12 protein-coding genes are annotated in these 20,408 nt (G+C 70.6%); 8 read left to right on the forward strand and 4 right to left on the reverse strand.

The window, feature by feature from the left end:
• Nucleotides 1-284: 284 nt before the first annotated feature.
• Nucleotides 285-1,283, forward strand: a complete 999-nt coding sequence (olsB, locus tag F1193_RS10430) for a l-ornithine N(alpha)-acyltransferase (RefSeq protein ID WP_246164287.1) — start codon at nucleotides 285-287, stop codon at nucleotides 1,281-1,283.
• Between the two features lie 22 nt (nucleotides 1,284-1,305).
• Here olsB and F1193_RS10435 read toward each other — a convergent pair whose 3' ends face one another.
• Together F1193_RS10435 and F1193_RS10440 are read right to left on the reverse strand one after the other, a co-directional pair.
• Complete coding sequence (locus tag F1193_RS10435; protein ID WP_150097622.1) at nucleotides 1,306-1,668, reverse strand: rhodanese-like domain-containing protein; 363 nt, start codon at nucleotides 1,666-1,668, stop codon at nucleotides 1,306-1,308.
• A 54-nt stretch (nucleotides 1,669-1,722) separates the two neighbouring features.
• Nucleotides 1,723-2,577, reverse strand: a complete 855-nt coding sequence (locus tag F1193_RS10440) for an alpha/beta hydrolase (protein ID WP_150097623.1) — start codon at nucleotides 2,575-2,577, stop codon at nucleotides 1,723-1,725.
• A 233-nt stretch (nucleotides 2,578-2,810) separates the two neighbouring features.
• Here F1193_RS10440 and mtnA point away from each other — a divergent pair, with 233 nt between their 5' ends.
• Nucleotides 2,811-3,911 carry an S-methyl-5-thioribose-1-phosphate isomerase gene (mtnA, locus tag F1193_RS10445; protein WP_150097624.1) on the forward strand — a complete coding sequence of 367 codons (1,101 nt, stop codon included), beginning with the start codon at nucleotides 2,811-2,813 and terminating at the stop codon, nucleotides 3,909-3,911.
• Nucleotides 3,912-4,348: 437 nt separating this feature from the next.
• Here the strand turns inward: mtnA and F1193_RS10450 are convergent, their stop codons facing one another.
• Complete coding sequence (locus F1193_RS10450) at nucleotides 4,349-6,628, reverse strand: NADP-dependent malic enzyme (protein ID WP_150097625.1); 2,280 nt, start codon at nucleotides 6,626-6,628, stop codon at nucleotides 4,349-4,351.
• A gap of 275 nt (nucleotides 6,629-6,903) precedes the next feature.
• On the opposite strand from F1193_RS10450, the gene mutS reads away from it, so the two are divergent.
• On the forward strand, nucleotides 6,904-9,621 hold the full coding sequence (gene mutS / locus F1193_RS10455; RefSeq protein ID WP_150097626.1) for a DNA mismatch repair protein MutS: 2,718 nt from the start codon (nucleotides 6,904-6,906) through the stop codon (nucleotides 9,619-9,621).
• 55 nt (nucleotides 9,622-9,676) lie between these two features.
• Nucleotides 9,677-12,490 (forward strand): [protein-PII] uridylyltransferase, encoded by a 2,814-nt coding sequence (locus F1193_RS10460; RefSeq protein ID WP_150097627.1) that lies wholly within the window; start codon nucleotides 9,677-9,679, stop codon nucleotides 12,488-12,490.
• Between the two features lie 335 nt (nucleotides 12,491-12,825).
• Here F1193_RS10460 and F1193_RS10465 read toward each other — a convergent pair whose 3' ends face one another.
• Nucleotides 12,826-14,100 carry a lytic murein transglycosylase gene (locus F1193_RS10465; RefSeq protein ID WP_246164289.1) on the reverse strand — a complete coding sequence of 425 codons (1,275 nt, stop codon included), beginning with the start codon at nucleotides 14,098-14,100 and terminating at the stop codon, nucleotides 12,826-12,828.
• A gap of 196 nt (nucleotides 14,101-14,296) precedes the next feature.
• On the opposite strand from F1193_RS10465, the gene cysK reads away from it, so the two are divergent.
• The 4 genes from cysK to F1193_RS10485 all read left to right on the forward strand — a co-directional run bounded on the left by cysK (nucleotide 14,297) and on the right by F1193_RS10485 (nucleotide 20,408).
• Nucleotides 14,297-15,295 carry a cysteine synthase A gene (gene cysK, locus F1193_RS10470; protein ID WP_150097628.1) on the forward strand — a complete coding sequence of 333 codons (999 nt, stop codon included), beginning with the start codon at nucleotides 14,297-14,299 and terminating at the stop codon, nucleotides 15,293-15,295.
• Between the two features lie 319 nt (nucleotides 15,296-15,614).
• On the forward strand, nucleotides 15,615-18,041 hold the full coding sequence (locus F1193_RS10475) for a sensor histidine kinase (RefSeq protein WP_246164290.1): 2,427 nt from the start codon (nucleotides 15,615-15,617) through the stop codon (nucleotides 18,039-18,041).
• A 7-nt stretch (nucleotides 18,042-18,048) separates the two neighbouring features.
• Nucleotides 18,049-19,680 carry a tRNA (adenosine(37)-N6)-threonylcarbamoyltransferase complex ATPase subunit type 1 TsaE gene (gene tsaE / locus F1193_RS10480; protein WP_150097630.1) on the forward strand — a complete coding sequence of 544 codons (1,632 nt, stop codon included), beginning with the start codon at nucleotides 18,049-18,051 and terminating at the stop codon, nucleotides 19,678-19,680.
• Nucleotides 19,677-20,408: a nucleotidyltransferase family protein gene (locus tag F1193_RS10485; RefSeq protein WP_150097631.1), complete on the forward strand. Its 732-nt coding sequence runs from the start codon at nucleotides 19,677-19,679 to the stop codon at nucleotides 20,406-20,408. Before tsaE ends, F1193_RS10485 begins: the two co-directional genes overlap by 4 nt.

Below are 20,408 nucleotides of genomic sequence, written 5' to 3' on the forward strand. Positions count from 1 at the left end.
AAGAAGAGCGCGACAGTTCCGGCTCTTGTCCCTCCTCCGCGAAGCGGGGGAGGGAGCCCGAGCGCAAGCTCGGGCGGGTGGGGGTGGAGGCGGCCGGCCGCACCCCGCCCGGTTGTCACGGAACTGTCCGACACCTATGTTCTAACCGTCGTATTGAGATGCTTCAGTGACGGTTCGCCGTGATTCGCCCGATTGCGTGTCGGGGCGGGCGATCAACAATGGCTGATCGAAAAAGGTCGGCACGTCCACGGCTGCCGTCGCGAAATGCCGGGTGGGGAGACGTCATGCCGAAGCGCGCGCAGGGGGTTGGGGCGCAACGATTTGGGGCGAGCCGGCTCGCCCCCCTTGGCCCCAAGGCGCTCATGGCGAAGTTCCTGCCTCTGCATCAGGCCAGCGCCGGGTTCATCCCGTTGCTGCGGGCCTATAGCGGCATACGCCACCGCGACTCCCGCCAGCAGCCGTCCGGCGCCGCCACGCTCGGCCGCATCGGCCCGCTGGAGGTGCGGCTGGCGCGCAATTCGGCCGATGTCCGCCAGGCCCAGAAGCTGCGCTACAAGGTGTTCTACGACGAGATGTCGGCGATCCCCGACGCCGCCACCAAGCTGGCGCGGCGCGATGTCGACGGCTTCGACGCGATCTGCGACCACCTCCTGGTGCTGGACCACGACGCCACCACCAATGTGCTCGGCCGCCAGCAGCCGAAGGTGGTGGGCACCTACCGGCTGCTGCGCCAGTGCGTCGCCCTCCGCCATGGCGGCTTCTATTCCGCGGCCGAGTTCGACATCGGCAGCCTGATGCGCCGCCACAGCACCCTCAATTTCCTGGAGCTCGGCCGCTCCTGCGTGCTCAAGCCCTACCGCAACAAGCGCACGGTGGAGCTTCTGTGGCACGGCATCTGGGCCTATGTGCTGCGCCACGATATCGACGCGCTGATCGGCTGCGCCTCGCTGGAGGGCACCGATCCCGACGCGCTGGCGCTGCAACTGTCCTTCCTGCACCACCACGCCCGGGCGCCGGAGGAGTGGCGGGCCAGCGCCCTGCCGCAGCGCTATGTCGAGATGAACCGCATGCCCAAGGAGGCGATCGACGCCAAGGCGGCGCTCCACGAGCTGCCGCCGCTGGTCAAGGGCTATCTGCGGCTCGGCGGCTATGTCGGCGACGGCGCGGTGGTCGACAGCCAGTTCGGCACCACCGACGTGCTGATCATCCTGCCGCGCACCGCCATCAGCCCGCGCTACATCGAGCACTTCGGCGCCAGCGCCAACCGCCACGCCGCCGCCTGAGCGTGCGTGGCCGGCCGCCGCCTCAGCCGTGGCCGCGCACGATGTCCTCGCCGGCGGCCGACCAGTCCAGCATGCTGCCATTGTAGACCTTGAGGCCGGGGCGGCCGGCGGCCATGGCGCGGATGAAGGCCATGCGGGCGCGGGCGCCCGAGCGGCACATCAGCACCACGGTGCGCCCGTCTTTCGGCAGATGGTCGAGCGCGAACCGGGTCAGCGGCACGTTGATCGCGCCGGGCACGTGGCCGGATTCGAATTCGCCGACCTCGCGCACGTCGACCAGCGCCACCGTGCCGGCGTCGAGCTCGGCCTTCAGCGCCTCGCGCTCGATCGTCTCGGGCTTCGGGCCGAACCCGAAGATGGCGCCCACCTCTGACAGAAATCCCATGTGACCCCTCTCCTGTCTGATCGAATCCGGCCTGACGAGGCCGGCGTTCGGTGTTTAGGCCGGCACCCGGGTCAGCCGCGTGCCGCGCGCCATCTCGACCAGCCGATGGGTGAGGGCGCTGTCGGGATCGGCGAGCGGCGCCAGGATGCTGAAATGGTTGGCGCCCGGCACCACCACGGTCTGCACCTCGACCTCGCGCTCCGACCACGCGGCGACCAGCTCGCGGGTCTGGCGGTGGTATTCGCTGCTCTCGTCCTCGCCCACCCAGGCATCGAAGGTGCGCCCGGCGGCGACCTGCCAGTTGACCGGCGACAGGCGGTGCGCCTCGTTCTCGTCGAGCCGCAGCTTGGCATTGATGCTGGTGGAGACCAGCGGCCGCAGGTCGAACACGCCCGACAGCGCCACGCCGGCCGAGACCAGATCGGGCGGCAGCGTCGAATCGATGGAGTTCCAGTCGGTCGCCACCAGGCAGGCGGCGAGATGGCCGCCCGAGCCGTGCCCGGCCACCACCACCGCCCGGCCGATTCGCCGGTGCAGCGCGATCGCCGCGGCGCGCACCTGGCCGATGATGTTGAGCACGGTGACCTCCGGGCACAGGTCGTAGCCGGCGACCGCGAACGCCAGGCCGCGGGCATTGACCCCGCCGGCGAGGTGGCTGAAGTCGGCCGCCCCATGCGACTGCCAGCCGCCGCCATGCAGGAACAGCACCGCGGCGCCCACCGAATCGACCGCCGGCCGGAACAGATCCAGCGTCTGGCGCGGCGAGGGGCCGTATTTCAGCCCGAGCTGGGCCCGGCCGTGGCCGGTGCGGTAGGCGGCGGCATCACGCTCCCACGCGGCCACAATTTCGGCATGCTCCGGAACCCGGGCGCGATTGTCGTATTCTGCTTCGAAATCGAGCGTCACCATCTCACCGACCGGCCCTGGAAGGAGGCGCGAACGCGAACACGGAAGCTGCGCCAGGGCGCGCGCCTGCCGATCCCGCATCGTCGGCCTCGTTGTACGACACGCCGCGCCGCCATGGCGTGAAGCACCATGCGCGCCGGGCGCGGCACCATCTTGCTGCAAATCGCCATTCGATCCTAGTCCGGCACCGCGGCGCCACCATAGCGGGCAGCGCGCGGGGAGGCTATGGTGACGCCATGCAGATCGACGGCAAACCCTGGCGCACCATCTGGCGCGACCAAGCGGGCGGGGTCGGGATCATCGACCAGACCTGCCTGCCCCACAGTTTCGAGACCCTGACGCTCGCCTCGCTCCAGGATGCGGCGGTGGCGATCCGCACCATGCAGGTGCGCGGCGCGCCGCTGATCGGGGCGGCCGCCGCCTACGGGCTGGCGCTGGGCCTCGACGAGGATCCCACCGACATCGGCCTGGAGCGCGCCCACCGCGCCCTGGCCGAGACGCGGCCGACCGCGATCAATCTGCGCTGGGCGCTGGGGCGGGTGGTCGATTCGGTCTGCGCGCTGCTGCCGGAGGCGCGCGCCGAGCGGGCGTTCGCCGAGGCCGACGCCATCGCCGAGGAGGACGTCGCCATCAATGCCGCGCTCGGCCGCTTCGGCGCCGAGCTGATCAAGGAAATCGCGTCGAAGAAGCCGGGCCGGACGGTCAACATCCTCACCCACTGCAATGCCGGCTGGCTCGCCACCGTCGACTGGGGCACCGCCACCGCGCCGATCTATCAGGCGTTCCAGGCCGGCATCCCGCTCCATGTGTGGGTGGACGAGACCCGCCCGCGCAACCAGGGCGCCTTCCTCACCGCCTGGGAGCTGAACCACGCCGGCGTGCCGCACACGGTGATCGCCGACAATGCCGGCGGCCATTTGATGCAGCATGGCCAGGTCGACCTGGCGATCGTCGGCACCGACCGCACCACCCGCACCGGCGACGTCTGCAACAAGATCGGCACCTATCTCAAGGCGCTGGCGGCGCACGATTGCGGCGTGCCGTTCTATGTGGCGCTGCCGTCCTCGACCATCGACTGGACGCTCACCGACGGCAGGGCGATCCCGATCGAGGAGCGCGCGGGCACCGAGGTGAGCCATATTTCGGGGCGCACGGCGGATGGCCGCATTGTCGAGGTGCAACTGACGCCGAACGGCTCGGGTGTCGCCAATCCCGGCTTCGACGTCACCCCGGCGCGGCTCATCACCGGCCTGATCACCGAGCGCGGCATCGCCCCGGCCTCGGCCGAGGGACTTGCTGCGCTGTTCCCGGAGCGGGCCAGGACGCGGGCGGCCTGAGACGGAATCCGGCGAGGTCGTTTCCGGCTGATCGGCTCGGAACAACGGCGGGCCGGGAGCCGCCGCTTCCCTCTCCCCTTGCGGGAGAGGGTGCCGAGCGATTGTCAGATCGCGAGGCGGGTGAGGGGTGAAATCGAGCGAGCTTGAAGAGACCTCTCACCCGGCTCGACCTCGCTATGCCCGGCCTCGCCACCCTCTCCCGCAAGGGGAGAGGGAAGGAAAAGGCCGACCCGATCACCCGGAAGCCGTGTGATGCCAACGGCCCCAAACGCTGACGCGTGGGGCCGTCGACTCTCGCGGATTTTCTCATCCGAAATCAGAGATTTCGCGAAAATCCACGACCGGAACCAACGGTCCGCGTTCGCGGCCGTTGGTGTGAGACGACATCCGGTTGGGGCGACCGGCGGCCTTCGCCGCCGTCGCCGCAGCCGGCTTTCTCACCCGCCGATATTGTAGGCGGCGAGTGCGGCCATGTTGACGATGTCGGTGTCTTTCGCCGACAGCGGCACGATCTGCACCGACTTCTCCAGCCCCACCAGCAGCGGGCCGATCACCGTGGCGCCGCCCAGCTCCTGCAGCATGCGGGTCGAGATGGCGGCGGAGTGGATCGCCGGCGCCACCAGCACGTTGGCCGGGCCCGACAGGCGGCAGAACGGATAGGTCGCCATCAGGGTGCGGTTGAGCGCGATCTCCGCGCTCATCTCGCCGTCATACTCGAAGTCGACGCCCCAGGAGTCGAGCAGCTTCACCGCCTCGATCACCTGCGCCGAGCGTTCGCCGCGCGGGTGGCCGAAGGTGGAGAACGCCAGCAGCGCGACGCGCGGCTCGGTGCCGAGCCGGCGGGCGGCGGCGGCGGCCTGCACCGCGATCTCGGCGAGATCCTTGGCGGTCGGCATCTCGGTCACCGCGGTGTCGGCGACCAGCAAATTGCGGCCGCGCGCCAGCACCATCGACAGGCCGATCAGCCGCGCCCCCGGCTTGGGATCGATCACCTGGCGCACATAGTCCAGCACCACCGAGAAATTGCGGGTGACGCCCGACACCATGGCATCGGCATCGCCCAGCGCCACCATCGAGGTGGCGAAGTGGTTGCGGTCGTTGTTGATCATGCGCTGGCAGTCGCGCAGCAGGTAGCCGCGCCGCTGCAGCCGCTCATAGAGGTGCTGGGCGTAGGCGCCGCTGCGCGGGGAGAGCCCGGCATTGGTGATCTCGATGCCCTCCGGCAGTTCGAGCCCGATCTCCTTGATTGCCGCGTTGATCTTGTCCTCGCGGCCGACCAGCACGGCGGTGCCGAGCCGCTGGGTGACGAAGCTCGCCGCGGCGCGGATCACCTGCTGCTCCTCGCCCTCGGCGAACACCACGCGGCGGGGCCGCCGGCGCAGCCGCTCGAACACCCGGTGCAGCACGCCGGCGACGGGATCGCGCCGCTGCTGGAGCTGCTGGCGGTAGGCCTCCATGTCGACGATCGGCCGGCGGGCGACGCCGGTCGCCATCGCCGCCTTGGCCACCGCGGTCGGCACGGCGTGGATCAGCCGCGGGTCGAACGGCACCGGGATGATGTAGTCGGGGCCGAAGATCGGCCGCTCGCCATAGGCGGCGGCGACCTCGTCGGGAACGTCCTCGCGGGCGAGATCGGCCAGCGCCTTCACCGCCGCCAGCTTCATCTCCATGTTGATGGTCGAGGCCCGCACGTCGAGCGCGCCGCGGAAGATGTAGGGAAAGCCCAGGACGTTGTTGACCTGGTTGGGATAGTCCGAGCGGCCGGTGGCGACGATGGCGTCGGAGCGCACCGCGGCCACCTCCTCCGGCGTGATCTCCGGGTCGGGATTGGCCATGGCGAAGATGATCGGGTTCGGCGCCATCGACGCCACCATCTCCGGCGTCAGCGCGCCCTTCACCGACAGGCCGAAGAACACGTCGGCGCCGACCAGCGCCTCGGCCAGCGTGCGCGCCTCGGTGTTGGCGGCGTGGGCCGACTTCCACTGGTTCATGCCGGCGGTGCGCCCCTGGAAGATCACCCCCTTGGTGTCGCACATGATGACGTTGTCGGCGGCGAAGCCCAGCGCCTTCAGCACCTCGACGCAGGCGATGGCCGCCGCGCCCGCGCCATTGACCACGAGCCTGGTGGTCTTGATGTCGCGCTTGGTCAGGTGCAGCGCGTTGATCAGCCCGGCATTGGCGATGATCGCGGTGCCGTGCTGGTCGTCGTGGAACACCGGGATGTCCATCAGCTCCTTGAGCTTCTGCTCGATGATGAAGCACTCCGGTGCCTTGATGTCCTCCAAATTGATGCCGCCGAAGGAGGGGCCGAGATACTTCACGGCATTGATGAACTCGTCCGGATCCTCGGTGTCGACCTCGATGTCGATGGCGTCGACGTCGGCGAAGCGCTTGAACAGCACCGCCTTGCCCTCCATCACCGGCTTCGACGCCAGCGCGCCGAGATTGCCGAGGCCCAGGATGGCGGTGCCGTTGGTGATCACCGCCACCATGTTGCCGCGGGCAGTGTAGTCGTAGGCGCGCGCCGGATCCTCGGCGATCGCCAGCACCGGCACCGCCACGCCCGGCGAATAGGCCAGCGACAAATCGAGCTGGGTGGCCATCGGCTTGGTCGGGGTGATCTCAAGCTTGCCGGGCCGCCCCATCTGGTGGAAGTGCAGCGCCTCCTGGTCGGTGAAAGTGGGGCGCGGACGGCGCTTGCTGGTCTTGGGCGGCATAAGAAAATTCCTGGCGAATCTTGGGGGCGAATCGTGGCGGGACCGCGAATCGCGAACCTGGGGGAATATTGGCGAAATGGGCCGGCACCGTAGGAGGTTCGTTCCTCTCCCTCAAGCGAAGGCGCAGCGGCATTCCGGGCGTGGCTAGGTTTTGGGCCGCAAAGCCGCGGCGGCAATGGCACGGGCTCGACAATCGCGCTCACCCATTGGTCTTACCCACAGCCGCCCGGCCCCGCTCGGGTGAAACCCGCCCGGCCCTCTGCTAGCGTCCGGCCATGACCAAAGCTGAGGAGAGCGGCGGCGCGGAGGCGGCGGACGAGCGCGTCACGCCGCTGATGGCGCAGTATATCGAGATCAAGGCCGCCAATCCGGACTGCTTGTTGTTCTACCGGATGGGCGATTTCTACGAAATGTTCTTCGAGGACGCGGAAATCGCCTCGCGCGCGCTCGGCATCGCGCTGACCAAGCGCGGCAAGCACAAGGGCGCCGACATCCCGATGGCCGGCGTGCCGGTCGAGCGCGCCGGCGACTATCTGCAGCGGCTGATCGCCCAAGGCTTCCGCGTCGCGGTGTGCGAGCAGACCGAGGATCCGGCCGAGGCGCGCAAGCGCGGATCGAAGTCGGTGGTCAAGCGCGACGTCATCCGCCTCGTCACCCCCGGCACCATCACCGAGGAGCAGCTTCTCGATTCCCGCCGCAACAACTGGCTCCTGGCGGTCGCCCGCGCCCGGCCGTCGTCGGGCGACGCGGCGAGCTACGGCCTCGCCTGGGCCGACATCTCCACCGGCGCCTTTCACGTCGCCGAGGTCGGCGCGGGCCGGCTCTCGGCCGAGGTCGCGAGGCTCGATCCCGGCGAGATCGTGCTGTCCGACGCGCTCTATTCCGACGCCGAGCTTGCCGCCTTCTGGCGCGAACAGCGCGCGGTGACCCCGCTCGGCCGCGACGCCTTCGACGCCATGACCGCCGAGCGGCGGCTTTCGGCCTTCTTCGGCGTCGCCACGCCCGAGGCGTTCGGCGCGTTCTCGCGGCTGGAGCTGACGGCGGCCGCCGCCATCGCCACCTATGTCGAGCGCACCCAGCTCGGACAGCGCCCGCCGCTCGCCCCGCCGCAGCGCGAGGCGCTCGCCGAGACCATGGCGATCGACGCGGCGACCCGCGTCAATCTCGAACTCCTGCGCGCGCTGTCGGGCGCCCGCCAGGGCAGCCTGATCGCCGCCATCGACCGCACGGTGACCGCCGCCGGCGCCCGCCTGCTGGCCGACCGCCTCTCCAGCCCCTTGGCCGATCCCGCCGCCATCAATGCCAGGCTCGACGCGGTGGGCTGGGCGGTGGCCGATGGCGATTTGCGCCTGAAGCTGCGGGGGGCGCTGGAGAGCGCGCCCGACATCGAGCGCGCTCTGGCCCGCCTCGCGCTCGGTCGCGGCGGCCCGCGCGATCTCGCGGCCCTCGCCCGCGGTCTCACGGTGGCGGCCGAGCTGGCCGAGCAGGTCGCGGCCGCCGCGCCGCCGGCCGAGATCGCGGCAGCCGTGCGCGACCTCGCCGCGCCCGATCCCGCGCTTGCCGCCGCGATCATGGCGGCGCTCGCCGACGAACTGCCGCTGCTGAAACGCGACGGCGGCTTCGTGCGCCCAGGCTACGATCCCGACCTCGACGGCTTGAGGCGGCTGTCGGAGGATTCGCGCAAGGTGATCGCTGAAACCCAGGCGCGCTATGCCGAGGAGACCGGCGTCAAGTCGCTGAAGGTGCGCCACAACGCCCAGCTCGGCTACGTCGTCGAGGTGGCGGCCCAGCATGGCGACAAGCTGCTCGGGCCGCCCTTCAACGCCACCTTCATGCACCGCCAGACGCTGGCCGGGGCGCTGCGCTTCTCCACCGTCGAGTTGAGCGAGCTTGAATCGCGGATCGCCACCGCCGCCGAGCGCGCGCTGGCGATCGAGCTTGCGATCTTCGAGCGGCTGGTGGCGCGGGTGCAGGCCGAGGGCGACGCCATCAAGGCGGCGGCGCGGGCGCTCGCCGTGCTCGACGTGACGGCTGCGCTCGCCACGCTGGCCGCCGCCGAGGACTGGACGCGGCCGGTGGTGGATTCGTCGCTGGCGTTCCGTGTCGAGGGCGGCCGCCATCCGGTGGTCGAGCAGGCGCTGCGCCGCGGCGGCGGGCCGTTCGTCGCCAATGACTGCGACCTGTCGCCGCCGACGCCGGCCGGCGAGGCCGGCCGCATCTGGCTGGTCACCGGTCCCAACATGGCCGGCAAATCCACGTTTCTCCGCCAGAACGCGCTGATCGCGGTGCTGGCGCAAGTGGGCGCCTTCGTGCCGGCGAAGCGCGCCCATGTCGGCGTCATCGACCGATTGTTCTCGCGGGTCGGCGCCGCCGACGACCTCGCCCGCGGCCGCTCGACCTTCATGGTCGAGATGGTGGAAACCGCCGCCATCCTCAACCAGTCGGGCCCGCGCGCGCTGGTGATCCTCGACGAGATCGGCCGCGGCACGGCGACCTTCGACGGCCTCTCCATCGCCTGGGCGAGCCTGGAGCACCTGCACGAGACCAATCGCTGCCGGGCGCTGTTCGCCACCCACTTCCACGAGCTGACCGCGCTGTCGGCGCGGCTGACGCGGCTCACCAATGCCACGGTGCGGGTGAAGGAGTGGCACGGCGAGGTGATCTTCCTGCACGAGGTGGCCGAAGGCGTCGCCGACCGCTCCTACGGCATCCAGGTGGCCAAGCTCGCCGGCCTGCCTCCTTCCGTGGTGGCACGGGCCAAGACCGTGCTGGCCGAGCTGGAGAAGGGCGACCGCGGCGCCCCCATCCACCGCCTCGCCGACGATCTGCCGCTGTTCGCCGCGGTGCGGCCGAAATCCGCAGAGCCCGAGGCGAAAGCGGCCCCCGACCCGGTGGCCGAGCTTTTGGCGGCGCTCGACCCCGACGACATGACGCCGAAGGCGGCGCTGGAGGCGCTTTACCGTCTCAAGACCGCGGCCCGCGGCCCCTCGTGACGCCCCGGTATCTCCGGATGACAGCGCGACTGAGGTCCGCTATCCCCTTGCCATCATGCCGCGAAGCCCAGCCCGCAGCCGTGTTCAGCGTCCACGCCCGTTCGAGGCGATCTTCGACGAGGCGGCGTTCGCCGCCGATCTCGACGCCATCGCCACCCGCCTCCGCGGCGATCCCGCCGCGCTCAAGATGGCGGTGGTTCAGCGCGCCAAGCAGCTTTTGGCCGACGGCCGCCGTCAGGCGGAGCTCTGGCTGACCGAGGACGGCGAGGGCCGCGCCTGCGCCGCCCGCCTCAGCGACCTGGAAGACGGCCTGATTCAGGCGCTCTACGAGCATGTCGGCGCGGCCCTCTACGGCTCGGACGAGCATTCGACCTCCGAGCACATGGCGGTGGTGGCCACCGGCGGCTACGGCCGCGGCCTCCTGGCGCCGGGCTCCGATATCGACCTGCTGTTCCTCCTGCCCTACAAGCAGACCGCCTGGGGCGAGAGCATCGCCGAATCCATCCTCTACACGCTGTGGGACATCGGCCAGAAGGTCGGCCACGCCACCCGCTCGATCGACGAGTGCATCCGCCAGGCCAAGGCCGACCTCACCATCCGCACGGCGGTGCTGGAGGCCCGCTTCATCTGCGGCGACCGCGCGCTCTATGACGATCTGATCGCCCGCTTCGACCGCGAGGTGGTGTCCGGCACCGCCTCCGACTACGTCGCCGCCAAGCTCGCCGAGCGCGACGAGCGCCACCGCCGGGTGGGCGCCTCGCGCTATCTGGTCGAGCCCAACGTCAAGGACGGCAAGGGCGGCCTGCGCGATCTGCACACGCTGTTCTGGATCGCCAAATACGTCTATCGCGTGCGCGAGCCGGCCGGGCTGCTGCAGCAGGGCGTGTTCTCCAAGGCCGAGTACGCCACCTTCCGCCGCGCCGAGGATTTCCTGTGGTCGGTGCGCTGCCACCTGCACTTCCTCACCGGCCGGGCGGAGGAGCGGCTGTCCTTCGACGTCCAGCGCGAGATGGCGCTCAGGCTCGGCTACACCGAGCATCCCGGCCAGCGCGACGTCGAGCGCTTCATGAAGCACTACTTCCTGATCGCCAAGGACGTCGGCGACCTCACCCGCATCGTCTGCTCGCAGCTTGAGGAGAACGAGGCGAAGTCGCTGCCGGTGCTCAACCGCTTCGTCCAGCGGCTGATCCCCCGGCGCCGCAAGAGCCTCGGCGAGAACGGCGATTTCGTCGTCGACCACAATCGCATCAGCATCGTCGACGATGCGGTGTTCGAGCGCGACCCGGTCAATCTGATCCGGCTGTTCTGGCTCGCCGACCATCACGACCTCGCCTTCCACCCCGATCCGATGCGGCTGATCACCCGCCAGCTCAGGCTGGTCGATGACGCGCTGCGCGCCAACGATGAGGCCAATCGCCTCTTCCGCGACATCCTGGTGTCGAAGAACGACCCCGAGACCGTGCTGCGGCGGATGGACGAGGTGGGGCTGCTCGGCAAGTTCGTGCCGGAATTCGGCCGCATCGTCGCGCTGATGCAGTTCTCGATGTACCACCACTATACGGTGGACGAGCATCTGATCCGCTGCATCGGCGTGCTCTCGACCATCGAGCGCGGCACCGATCCCGCGCTCGGCCTCGCAAACGAATTGTTCAGCGGCATCCAGAACCGCGACCTGCTCTATATCGCGCTGTTCCTGCACGACATCGCCAAGGGCCGCACCGAGGACCACTCGATCCTCGGCGCGCGGGTGGCGCGGCGCTTCTGCCCGCGCCTCGGCCTCACCCCGGCCGAGACCGACACCGTGGCCTGGCTGGTCGAGCACCATCTGACGATGTCCACCATCGCCCAGTCGCGCGATCTGTCCGACCGCAAGACCGTCGAGACCTTCGCCGGGGTGGTGCAGAGCCTGGAGCGGCTGAAGATGCTCACCGTGCTCACCACCGCCGACATCCATGCGGTGGGGCCGGGCGTGTGGAATTCCTGGAAGGCCCAGCTGCTGCGCACGCTCTACTACGAGACCGAGCCGGTGCTGACCGGCGGCTTCTCCGAGGTCAACCGCACCCAGCGCGTCGCCGCCGCCCAGGATCTGTTCCGCGAGGCGCTGCCCGAATGGACCACGGCGGAGATCGAGGCCTATATCGCCCGCCACTATCCGCCCTACTGGCTCAAGGTCGATCTGCCTCACAAGCTGTCGCACGCCCGCTTCCTGCGGGAGTCGGAGGCCGCCGGCCGGCTGCCGGCCACCAGGTTCGACCTCGCCGGCCGGCCCGGCGTGGTCGAGGTGACGGTGCTGGCGGTCGATCATCCGCGGCTTCTGTCGGTGATCGCCGGTGCCTGCGCCGCCAGTGGCGCCAACATCGTCGATGCCCAGATCTACACCACCACCGACGGGCTGGCGCTCGACACCATCGCCATCTCGCGCGAGTTCCCGGACGAGACCGACGAGACCCGCCGGGTCGGGCGGGTGTGCGACGCCATCGAGAAGGCGCTGACCGGCGACGTGCCGCTCACCGCGGCGATGGTGCGCCGCGCCACGCCCAAGACGCGCCAGAAGGCGTTCGACGTCCCCCCCGAGGTGACGCTCAACAATCAGTGGTCCAACCGCTTCACGGTGATCGAGGTCACCGGCCTCGATCGGCCGGGCCTGCTGCACGACCTCACCACCACGTTGTCGCGGCTCAACCTCAACATCGGCTCGGCCCACATCGTCACCTTCGGCGAGAAGGTGGTGGACGTGTTCTACGTCACCGACCTCACCGGCGCGCCGATCACCAGCGCCCAGCGCCAGGCGGCGATCAAGCGGGCGCTGATCTCGGTGCTGGCACCGCCGGCCGGCGACGAGGGGTCCGCGCGCCCGCGCGCGCTGTGATGCCAACGGCCCCAAACGCTGACGCGTGGGGCCGTTGACTCTCGTGGATTTTCTTATCCGAAATCAGAGATTTAGCGAAAATCCGCGACCGGAACCAACGGCCCGGGTTGCGGCCGCTGGTATGAAACGATCTGCGCTCACCCGGCGCCTTCTTCCCTCTCCCCTTGCGGGAGAGGGTGGCGAGCGATCGATAGATCGCGAGGCGGGTGAGGGGTAAATCCTCCAGCGTTCACTGGTACATACCCCTCACCCGGCGCGACCTCGCTTTGCTCGGTCTCGCCACCCTCTCCCGCAAGGGGAGAGGGAAAGAAGAGGGTTCCCTCCCAGCGGATGCTCTACCGCCGGCCCTCCAGCGCCGCCAGCAGCTCGGGCGTGGGATAGCCGTCGGCGGGCAGGCCGAGCTGCATCTGCGCCGCGCGCACCGCGGCGCGGGTGCTCTTGCCGAAGCGGCCGTCCGGCGCGTCGCGGGTGAAGCCGGCGCTGCGCAGCAGGCCCTGCAGGTGACGCATCTGCTCGGTGGTGAGCGGGGTCACTTTGGCGCGGCCGCGCGACATCGCCGGCGCGCCGTCGAGACGCGTGGCGTAATAGGCGGCGGTGGTGGAATAGACCATCGCCTTGTTCCAGCCGAGATAGGCCTTGAAGTTGGGGTAGGCGAGGAAGGCCGGGCCGTTCCGCCCCATCGGCAGCAGCAGCGCCGCGGACGGCCCGCCCGCCGCCAGCGCCCCGCCTGCGGGCGTTCTCACCCCCATGCGCGACCACGCCGCGCGCGGCAGCATGGTGTCGAGGTCGGCCTGCGACCAGTCCATGTCGGCCGGCACCGACACCTCCTCCAGCCACGGCTCGCCGCGCCGCCAGCCCAGCCCGCGCAGGAAGTTGGCGCCGGTGGCGAAGGCGTCGGGCACCGAGCGCATGACGTTGATGCGGCCGTCGCCGTCGCCATCGGCGGCGTAGCGGTAGAGGTCGGTCGGCGTGAACATCAGGTGGCCGAGCTCGCCCGCCCAGTCGCCGAACATCTCGGACGGCTTGAGGTCGCCGCGCGCGACGATGCGCAAGAGATCGATCAGCTCGGGGCGGAAATAGTCGGCCCGCCGGCAGTCATAAGCCAGCGTCGCAACCGCCGTGGGGGCGTGGTACTTGCCCATGTCCGAACCGAAATCGGTCTCGAGCCCCCAGAACGCCACCAGCACCTCGCCCGGCACGCCATAGGTCGCCTCGATGCGCGACAGCACGCCCGAATACTGCGCCAGATACTTCTTGCCGCGCACCATGCGGTCGTTCGACACCATGCGGCCGGCGAAGGTGAGGAGCGTCTGCTGGAACACGCCCTGGCCCTGGTCGCGGCGGATGATCGCCGGGTCGTAGGCGACGCCGGCGAGCCCGGCCTCGATGGCGGAACCGGGCACGCCCGCGGCCCGCGCCTCGGCCTTCACCCCCTCCAGCCAGCTCTCGAAGCTGCCCGAGGTGCGGCACGGCACGGCGCCGGCCGCAGCCGGCGCCACGGCAAGACCGCAGGCGAGGCCGGCCGCGAGCCCGGCCAGTGCCGCAACCCGCGCCGCCTTGCGCCCGATGCCGCCCGCGAGATTTCGTCCCGCCATCTTTCGCCCCGCCATCCCGTCCTCCGTCGCGCGTGAATCACTTCGGCGCATCATACGAAACTCCGGCCCGGAGCCCGGAGTTTCGTTTCGGCCGGGCCCCCGCGCGGCGGCCGGGCGGCACGGGGACGGCGGCAGATAATACAGTCACAATAAGGTTATTTATCTAAAACCAGAACCAAGACGTATATTGCGCGCCATCAGGGAGGACATCATGGTCCAGGCAGCACGGCAGCACGCCACGCACGGGCATTCCGAGCCCGGCCGCACCCCCGGCCGGGGGCGCGTCTATGACTCCATCACCGACACCATCGGCGACACGCCGCTGGTTCGGCTCAACCGCCTGCCCCAGATCAAGGGCGTGAAGGCCGACATCCTGGCCAAGCTCGAATTCTTCAACCCGATCTCCTCCGTGAAGGACCGCATCGGCGTGGCGATGATCGACGCGCTGGAGGAGCAGGGCATCCTCACCCCCGACACCGTGCTGGTCGAGCCGACGTCGGGCAACACCGGCATCGCTTTGGCGTTCGTCGCCGCCGCGCGCGGCTATCGCCTCATTCTGGTGATGCCGGAATCGATGTCGATCGAGCGCCGCAAGATGCTGGCGCTGCTCGGCGCCGAGCTGGTGCTCACCGAGGCCGCCAAGGGCATGAAGGGCGCGCTCGCCCGCGCCGAGGAGCTGGTGAAGGAGCTGCCGCGCGCCATCATTCCCCAGCAGTTCAAGAACCCGGCGAACCCGGACATCCACCGCCGCACCACCGCCGAGGAGATCTGGAACGACACCGGCGGCAAGGTCGACGTGGTGGTCGCCGGCGTCGGCACCGGCGGCACAATTACCGGCGTCGGCCAGGTGCTGAAGGCGCGCAAGCCCGGCATCCGCATCGTCGCCGTCGAGCCGGAGGATTCGCCGGTGCTGTCCGGCGGCCAGCCGGGGCCGCACAAGATCCAGGGCATCGGCGCCGGCTTCGTGCCCGACGTGCTCGACCGCGGCCTGATCGACGAGGTGGTCACCGTCGGCAACCAGACCGCGTTCGACACCGCCCGCGCCCTGGCGCGCTACGAGGGCATTCCGGTCGGCATCTCGTCGGGCGCGGCGGTGGCCGCCGCGCTTGAGGTCGGCGCCCACCCGGAGCTTGCCGGCAAGACCATCGTCGTGATCATCCCCTCCTTCGCCGAGCGCTATCTGTCGACGGCGCTGTTCGACGGGCTCTGATCTCATCGATCCCATCCGCGCCGCCGGTCGCTGAACGCCGGCCGGCGGTTGAATTTCCCCTTCTGCGGGGAGTCCCCTCGGGGTTACAGTGACTGCGATTCGAGGCGAGGCCTCGACAGGCAGGATTCTCGCGCTCCGCGGCGGGAGCGGGCATCCTGCCGGCAGTTCATCTTGCGGGAGGGCGCGGGCCGGATCAGCTTCCGGTCCACGCGATCCCGCTTGATCGCTGGCGTAGCACGATTTCCCCGAGGTGATGCGGATGGCGGAACGAGGTCGGACCGCGCGCGGATGCCGTCGCCTGCTGTCGGGAGCGGCAGCCGTGGCGGCCGTCTCGCTGTCGGCCGGCGCGCCGGGGGCCGCGCGTGCCGACACGCTGCGCGAGCAGGCCTCGGCGTTGGTCGCCCAGCTCGGCCCGCACCAGATGCTCGCCGCGGCGTTCACCTGCGGCGTGTCGCTGTTCGCCATCCTGCTGGCGATGCAGTATCTGCGTCTGCACCGGCGTACCTTGCGGGAGCGCGCCGCCACCCGCGCCCAGCTCGCCACGCTGCGCGCCGAGACCGACCGCATCCGCACGCTGCTGCAGCTCGACCGCCAGGTCATCGCGGTGTGGGGCGGCGGCGCCGATCCCGAGATCGCCGGCGACATCGAGATTGTCGGCGCCGCCCAGCCGTTGCGCGTGCTGGCGTTCGGCGCCTGGCTCGGGGCGGAGCGGGCGGGCGCGCTGGAGACCGCGGTCGAGCGGCTGCGCGAGCGCGGCGAAGCCTTCACCATGATGCTGGCCACCCACGCCGGCCGCCACATCGAGGCGGAAGGCCGCGCCATCGGCGGCTGCGCGGTGCTGCGCCTGCGCGAGGCCACCGGCGCGCGCGGCGAGGCGGCGGATCTCGCCGAGCGGCTGCGCCGCGCCGAGCGCGACGCGACGATCCTGCGCAGCCTGGTCGAGAGCCTGCAGGTGCCGATGTGGGTGCGCGATGCCACAGGCCGCCTGACCTGGGCCAACGCCGCCTATGCCGCCGCCGTCGATGCCGGCACGGCGGAGGCGGCGGTCGGACGCAACATCGAGCTGCTCGACCGTGCCGACCGGCAGGCCGCCGCCCAGGCCTGCGCCAAGCACGGCCGGTTCGAGAAGCGCCTCGCGGCCATCGTCGCCGGCGAGCGGCGCCAGCTCGACGTGGTGGAGATCGTCAACCGCAGCGGCGTCGGCGCCGGCATCGCGCTCGATGCCACCGAGGCCGAGCAGGTGCGCAGCGGCCTGCAGCAGACCATCACCGCCCACCGCCGCATTCTCGACAGCCTCGCCACCGGCGTCGCCATCTTCGACGCGTCGAAGCGGCTGGTGTTCTACAATCCCGCCTATCAGCGCCTGTTCGGCCTCGACCGCGCCTTCCTCGACGAGCACCCCGCCGACGCCGACGTGCTCGATCGTCTGCGCGCCGAGCGCAAGCTGCCCGAGCAGGCCGACTTTCGCAAATGGCGCGACAATTTCCTCACCGCCTATCACGCCATCGAGCCGCAGGAGCAGGGCTGGCACCTGCCGGGCGGGCGCATGCTGCGCGTCGTCACCAACCCCAGCCCCGATGGCGGCCTGACCTATCTGTTCGACGACATCACCGAGCGCATCGACCTGCAGAGCCGCATCAACCAGCTCTCCGGCCTGCACCGCGAGACGCTCGACAATCTCGCCGAGGCGGTGGCGGTGTTCGGCTCGGACGGACGGCTCAAGCTGCACAACCCGTCCTTCACCCGCCTGTGGCGGCTGTCGCCCGATTCGCTGGCGGCGCGCCCGCACATCGAGGTCATCGCCGCCTGGTGCCAGGCGATGTGCAACGAGAACGTCTGGTCGGTGCTGCGCGCCACCGTCACCGCCATCGGCGGCCGCCACGAGCCGGTGGCGCGCCGCATCGAGCGCGCCGACGGCAGCGTGCTCGACGCCACCGCCGCCAAGCTGCCGGACGGCTCGACCTTGGTGACCTTCCGCGACGTGACCGACTCGGTGTCGGTCGAGCGCGTGCTGACCGAGAAGAACGAGGCGCTCGAACAGGCCGACGCGCTGAAGACGCGCTTCATCCACCACGTCTCCTACGAGCTGCGCACGCCGCTCACCAACATCATCGGCTTCGCCCAGCTCCTGGGCGATCCGGCGATCGGGCCGCTCAACGCCAAGCAGCACGATTATGTCGGCCACATCACCGGTTCCAGCGCCGCGCTGCTCGCCATCATCGACGACATTCTCGATCTCGCCACCATCGACGCCGGGGCGATGACCATCGAGCCTTCCGAGATCGACATCCGCGAGACCATGCGCGCGGCGAGCGAAGGCGTGCAGGACCGCATCGCCGAGAAGGGCCTCAAGCTGGTGCTCGACCTGCCGCACGGCGTCGGCACCATGCAGGCCGACGGACGGCGGGTGCGGCAGGTGCTCTACAATCTGCTCTCCAACGCCGTGGGCTTCTCGCCGCAAGGCGGCACCGTCGCGCTGTCGGTACGCATCGAGGCCGACGCCGTGGTGTTCCGCGTCGCCGACGAGGGGCCGGGCATTCCCGAGGAGCTGAAGGACAAGGTGTTCGAGCGGTTCGAGTCCTATGCCAATGGCGACAGCCAGCATCGCGGCGCCGGACTCGGCCTGTCGATCGTGCGCTCGCTGGTGGCGCTGCATGGCGGCGAGGTGCGCATCGAGAGTGCGCCCGGCCGCGGCACCGCGGTGACGGTGCGCTTTCCGGTCAAGCACGCAATGGCCGCGGAGTAGGCGGCAGATGACGGATGCGCCCGCCGGGTCCGCCTGGGATGTGGAACTGCCCGACGAGCGCGCGACGCTCAGGCTGGCGCGCGACCTGGCGGCCATGCTGCGTCCCGGCGATCTGGTGACGCTCGCCGGCGATCTCGGCGCCGGCAAGTCGACCCTGGCGCGCGCGGTGATCCGCACGCTGGCCGGCGACGAGACGCTGGAGGTTCCAAGCCCGACCTACACGCTGATGCAGCTCTACGACCACCTGCCGGTGCCGGTGGTGCACGCCGATCTCTACCGCGTGCGCAGCGCCGACGAGCTGGAGGAGATCGGCTTCGACGAGGCGCGCGAAGGCGCCGCCGTCCTCGTCGAATGGCCCGAGCGCGCCGCTGCCCTCTTTCCCGCCGACCGGCTGGAGATCGTGATGGCGCTGGCGCCGAGCCGCGGCCCCGACGCGCGCCACGCCCGCCTCGTCGGGCACGGCGCCTTTGCGGCGCGGCTGAAGCGCGTGCGCGAGATCCGCGTCTTTCTCCATGCCGCGGGCTGGGGCGATGCGGTGCGCCGGCCGCTGGCCGGCGACGCGTCGAGCCGGCGCTTTGAGCGGCTGAGCGAGCCCGGCCGCCACGCCGTGCTGATGGATGCGCCCGCCCGGCCGGACGGGCCGCCGGTGCGGGGCGGCCTGCCCTACAGCCGCATCGCCCACCTCGCCGAGACCGTGACGCCGTTCGTCGCCATGGCGCACGCCTTGCGCGAGCGCGGCCTGTCGGCGCCCGACATCCTGGCCGCCGATCTGGCGCGGGGCCTGCTCATCGTCGAGGATCTGGGCGATGGGCGACTCGTGGAGGGCACGCCGCCACGGCCGATCGTCGCGCGCTACCGCGCCGCCATCGAGCTTCTGGCGGCGCTGCACGCCACGCCGCTGCCGCCCTGCGTGCCGGTGGCGGTGCGCGTCGACCACATCCTGCCGCGCTACGATTTCGACGCCTTCCTGATCGAGGTCGAGCTGCTCGTCGACTGGTACCTGCCGTTTCGCGGCGTGGTTGCGGAGCCCGGCCTGCGCGAGGCGTTCGCGGCCCTGTGGCGCGAGGCGCTCGGCGCGGTCATCGGCGCGGACAACGGGGCAGCGACCAGCGATGCACCGGACCACGCGGCGACGACCAACGCGGCGACGACCAACGGCGCAAAGAACGACGAGGCAACCTGGGTGCTGCGCGACGTCCACTCGCCCAACCTGATCTGGCTTGAGGACCGCGAGGGCTTGGCGCGGGTCGGCCTCATCGATTTCCAGGATGCGGTGATCGGCCCCGCCGCCTATGACGTCGCCTCGCTCGCCCAGGATGCCCGCGTCGACGTGGCCGAGGATGTCGAGCTTGCGCTGCTCGGCCATTACGTCGCGCAGCGCCGTGGCGTCGATCCCGCCTTCGACGCCAAGCGCTTCGCCCGCGACTATGCGGTGCTGGGCGCCCAGCGCGCCACCAAGATTCTCGGCATCTTCGCCCGCCTCGCCAAGCGCGACGGCAAGCCGCTCTATCTCGCCCACATGCCGCGGGTGGCGCGCTATCTCGGGCGCTGCCTCGCCCATCCGCATCTGGCGCCGCTCAAGGCGTGGTACGCCGCGCATGTTCCGCTCGACGATCTCCCCGGCGGTGCGGCGCGATGACCGTGGCCCTGCCGACATCGGCGATGGTGCTGGCGGCGGGCCTTGGCCTGCGCATGCGCCCGCTCACCCTCACCACGCCCAAGCCGCTGATCGAGGTCGCGGGTCGCACTTTGATCGACCACGTGCTCGACCGCCTGGCGGAGGCCGCGGTGGAGCGTGCGGTGGTCAATGTCCATCATCTCGCCGACCGCATGGAGGCGCACCTGACGCGCCGCCGCCGGCCGCGCGTCGTCGTGTCGGACGAGCGCGCCGAGCTGCTCGACTCCGGCGGCGGCGTCGCCAGGGCGCTGCCGCATCTCGGCCAGCGCTTCTTCGTCACCAACGCCGATTCCTTCTGGGTCGATGAGGCCGGCACCAATCTGCGGGCGCTGGCGGACGCGTTCGATCCCTCAACCACCGACATCCTGATGCTGGTGGTGCCGCGCGAGGCCGCGGTCGGCTTCGAGGGCGCGGGCGACTTCTTCCTGCAGCCGGACGGCCGGCTGGCGCGGCGCGGCGGCGCGCCCACAGCCCCCTTCGTCTATGCCGGCTGCTGCCTGATGGAGGCGCGCCTGTTCGCCGATGCCCCAAGCGGGCCGTTCTCGCTCAACCGCATCTTCGATGCAGCGCTGGCGCAGGGCCGCCTGCACGGCCGCGTGCTCGACGGGCTGTGGCTGCATGTCGGCACGCCGCCGGCCATCGCGCTGGCCGAGGCGGCGATCGCCGGCCGCCGCCGCGCCGCGTCGTGA

Source organism: Blastochloris sulfoviridis (genome assembly GCF_008630065.1).
In the GTDB taxonomy this organism is placed as follows: Bacteria; Pseudomonadota; Alphaproteobacteria; order Rhizobiales; family Xanthobacteraceae; genus Blastochloris; species Blastochloris sulfoviridis.

Excerpts from the sequence above, each read along its gene's own strand:
- cysK (WP_150097628.1), top strand. The coding sequence starts at position 14,297 with ATGGTCCAGGCAGCACGGCAGCACGCCACGCACGGGCATTCCGAGCCC.
- tsaE (WP_150097630.1), top strand. The coding sequence starts at position 18,049 with ATGACGGATGCGCCCGCCGGGTCCGCCTGGGATGTGGAACTGCCCGAC.
- olsB (WP_246164287.1), top strand. The coding sequence starts at position 285 with ATGCCGAAGCGCGCGCAGGGGGTTGGGGCGCAACGATTTGGGGCGAGC.
- F1193_RS10460 (WP_150097627.1), top strand. The coding sequence starts at position 9,677 with ATGCCGCGAAGCCCAGCCCGCAGCCGTGTTCAGCGTCCACGCCCGTTC.
- F1193_RS10440 (WP_150097623.1), bottom strand. The coding sequence starts at position 2,577 with ATGGTGACGCTCGATTTCGAAGCAGAATACGACAATCGCGCCCGGGTT.
- F1193_RS10435 (WP_150097622.1), bottom strand. The coding sequence starts at position 1,668 with ATGGGATTTCTGTCAGAGGTGGGCGCCATCTTCGGGTTCGGCCCGAAG.
- mutS (WP_150097626.1), top strand. The coding sequence starts at position 6,904 with ATGACCAAAGCTGAGGAGAGCGGCGGCGCGGAGGCGGCGGACGAGCGC.
- F1193_RS10465 (WP_246164289.1), bottom strand. The coding sequence starts at position 14,100 with ATGGCGGGGCGAAAGATGGCGGGACGAAATCTCGCGGGCGGCATCGGG.
- F1193_RS10450 (WP_150097625.1), bottom strand. The coding sequence starts at position 6,628 with ATGCCGCCCAAGACCAGCAAGCGCCGTCCGCGCCCCACTTTCACCGAC.
- mtnA (WP_150097624.1), top strand. The coding sequence starts at position 2,811 with ATGCAGATCGACGGCAAACCCTGGCGCACCATCTGGCGCGACCAAGCG.
- F1193_RS10485 (WP_150097631.1), top strand. The coding sequence starts at position 19,677 with ATGACCGTGGCCCTGCCGACATCGGCGATGGTGCTGGCGGCGGGCCTT.